Here is a 2,767-nt window from a genome sequence, read left to right as displayed (position 1 = left end):
ATCAAAAGATACGCATTTATAGAAAATAGAGATCATATAATTTTCCCCAAAATTGGGGAAAACCTTTAAAATGGCATTAAAGAAATTAACTGTTTGAAGCAGTCATAAGCTTATAGGTTTAATTCATAAAGATTGCATAAAAGGATTTAAAGACAAGATTGATTTTATAACCACGGTATTTTTTTACCGAGGTAGGAAATAAACAGATAATGAAATTCAAAGCGTTATATCTTATGAAATCAAAAGCCTTTTAATGAATAGATTGCAGGCTAGTTTTTAAGAACAGAACTATTCGCTTCCACAAAAAAATGGAAGCAAATAATGCCATGGCAGTAAAATTACTATCCACTTTAGACTTGGTACTAAAAAACGTTTTAAAAGTTACCATTTAAAAGTACAGAGCACAAATATAGAACGATTAATTTGCAAAGAAGTTAGTTTTAAAACAAAGTGGAAAAGACACTTATGAAAGCCTTTCTAAATACTGTTTAAACGTTTGAAACTGATGTTTATAACAGTTTTTAAAGCCTTGCGTTTGATAAAAGCGGTTGTTTGTTGTCTTTAATGAGAGCTTGTTTTAAAAGCCAACGTTTGCAACTGTAAAAAACGGGTTTTGTTAAATCTATCAAGCGTTTTGATTTGTTTGATAGAGTTGATTTTAGACAATGTGTTATTTGAATTCACTCAACTCAATTTTAAGGTCAGCATATTGAAACGTTTTAAAAGAAGCATCATGATCATGGGCTTTGTTTTCAATGAATCTCTTTAAAAGATAAAGACGTTATGATTAATACGTTTGAGAGAAACAAAAAGCGTTTATAGGCTTTCTCATTCAAATGAGTGAGTAAAAATCATACGCATTATTTACATTCCTTTTGATAAGTTTTCATATCTCAATAGAGCGCTTGCAATATGATACGTTTTGTATATATGCATTCATTACTCTATTTGGAATGATTCATAAGGATAGACATTTGAAAGCCGCGTCATCACTTGGCACGGCTTTCTTTTATGATGGAGTTATCCCTATTAAAAGGCACCCCCATGCCTATTTTTATTCTGTTTTATCAACAATCTTGACGACATTATCGCTTTGATAAACCTCATAATTTTGAGCAACTGATCTTACATTGCTTTGTTTATCTATTTTTGCTTTTNCACGCCCACTCACAAGAGCAGAGCCGTAAACCTTACCATAAATCTTTGCAAAGCCTTTGATAGTAGCTTGTCCATAAATTTTTGCACTGTTGTAAATACAAGCAGAGCCAGAAACCTTTGAATGACCATAGATCCTAGCATGATCATAAACAAAAACATCATGAGAAACGCGCGCATGTTGATAAACATGGGCATTGCTATAAACGCGGGCGTGATCACAGACATGAGCATTGCCATAGATATTGCCAGCCACATGAGCACTCCCATAAACACAAGCATGGTCATAAACTTTAGCATATCGAGTGATTAAAGCCTTTCCATAGACCTCAGCATTCCCATAGACCCGCCCCCGCACATGAGACAAATGACGTACTTTAGCATGATCAGAAACATGAGCATAGCCATAGACACAAGCCTCATCATAGACCCAGCAATTGCCATAATGAGATAAGTTCCCTTCATTTTCGATATAGCCACCTAAATCGCCAGCCTTAACATCATCGAAATCTCTTAAAGCCCGAATGCGATAAAGGTTTATAATTTGCTTAGTAAGTCTTTCTTTAATTTGTTTGATTTGATTGGTTAATTCATATTTTTTGCACATAGAGATACCCTCACAATCTAATGTGATAAACGTTTTCTAAAATTTGAAATGGGAAATTTGGTTGGAAAGCAGGCGCCCCCGCCGCGCCCGCATTTTATTTACGTTACATTAGGTTAGACCCATACAATTTCTAACTCGCCATAAGGAGAGAGACGTTCAGTATAGGTTTTAACCTTAGTAGACCCGCCGACATTTTCACGAATAACAGCAATGCCATGGATATGAGCATTTTCATAAATATGCACGTCATTTGCTATACGCGCGTTTTCATAAACCCTAGCATTGTCATAAACATAGGCATTATCATAAATAATAGCCTTGCCATACACATGAGCATTGCCATAGACACGGGAATTATCAGAAACAACGGCATTGCCATAAACATGCGCATTATCATAAATATAGCCAGCAGCGATAGCATTATCATAAACGCGGGCATGACCATAGATATGACCACAAGCGACAGCATTGCCAAAAACCCTTGCGTTTTCATAAACGTGACCATTTTTAAACACAAGAGCATCATCATAAACCCAGCAATTGCCATCATGAGAGAGGTTATCTTCCTTTTCGATAAAGCCGCCCAAGGCACCAGCTTTAACATCAGAAAAGTCTTTTAATGCTTGGATACGATAAAGGGTATGATTACCAAATACACGCGTTTCATTTGTGAGTGCAAACTTTTTTTGCATAACACTATTCCTTTATAAAGAAGATTAAATTTTAGAATGAGATTTTTAAAGAGGGGCGCCCCCGCCGCGCCCGTGCGTTATTTACGCAGCATCATTTTCATATTCGCTATCATCGTCATAATACCACTCACAATCAGCATAATACTCATGACGGTAATAATCATCTTCACTCCCAAATTCGGGATATGCCTCGTCCCAAATATGATCATCAGCAGTTAAAGAGGCGGCGCTATGAACATAAGAATCGCCAGAGATAAGAGCCCCACAAACCACGGCATCATCAAAAACACGCGAGCCATCACAAATATGAGCA

2 protein-coding genes and 1 pseudogene are annotated in these 2,767 nt (G+C 36.3%); all 3 read right to left on the bottom strand.

The genetic code is table 11. The annotated features are described in order from the left end of the window. Window positions 1–1,054: 1,054 nt before the first annotated feature. Window positions 1,055–1,762 (bottom strand): hypothetical protein, encoded by a 708-nt coding sequence (locus ACFIMX_RS01165; RefSeq protein WP_375693915.1) that lies wholly within the window; start codon window positions 1,760–1,762, stop codon window positions 1,055–1,057. Between the two features lie 113 nt (window positions 1,763–1,875). Continuing rightward, a complete protein-coding gene (locus ACFIMX_RS01160; protein WP_375693914.1) occupies window positions 1,876–2,454 on the bottom strand; it encodes a hypothetical protein in 579 nt (192 codons plus the stop codon). 81 nt (window positions 2,455–2,535) lie between these two features. After that, window positions 2,536–2,767: pseudogene (locus tag ACFIMX_RS01155) on the bottom strand (hypothetical protein); the annotation flags it as partial.

Origin of the sequence: Bartonella sp. AD24XZML (assembly GCF_042196485.1) — a bacterium.
Taxonomy (GTDB): Bacteria; Pseudomonadota; Alphaproteobacteria; order Rhizobiales; family Rhizobiaceae; genus Bartonella.
The sequence above is the reverse complement of the archived record's forward strand: the minus strand, read 5'-3'. Positions and strand labels throughout refer to the sequence as shown.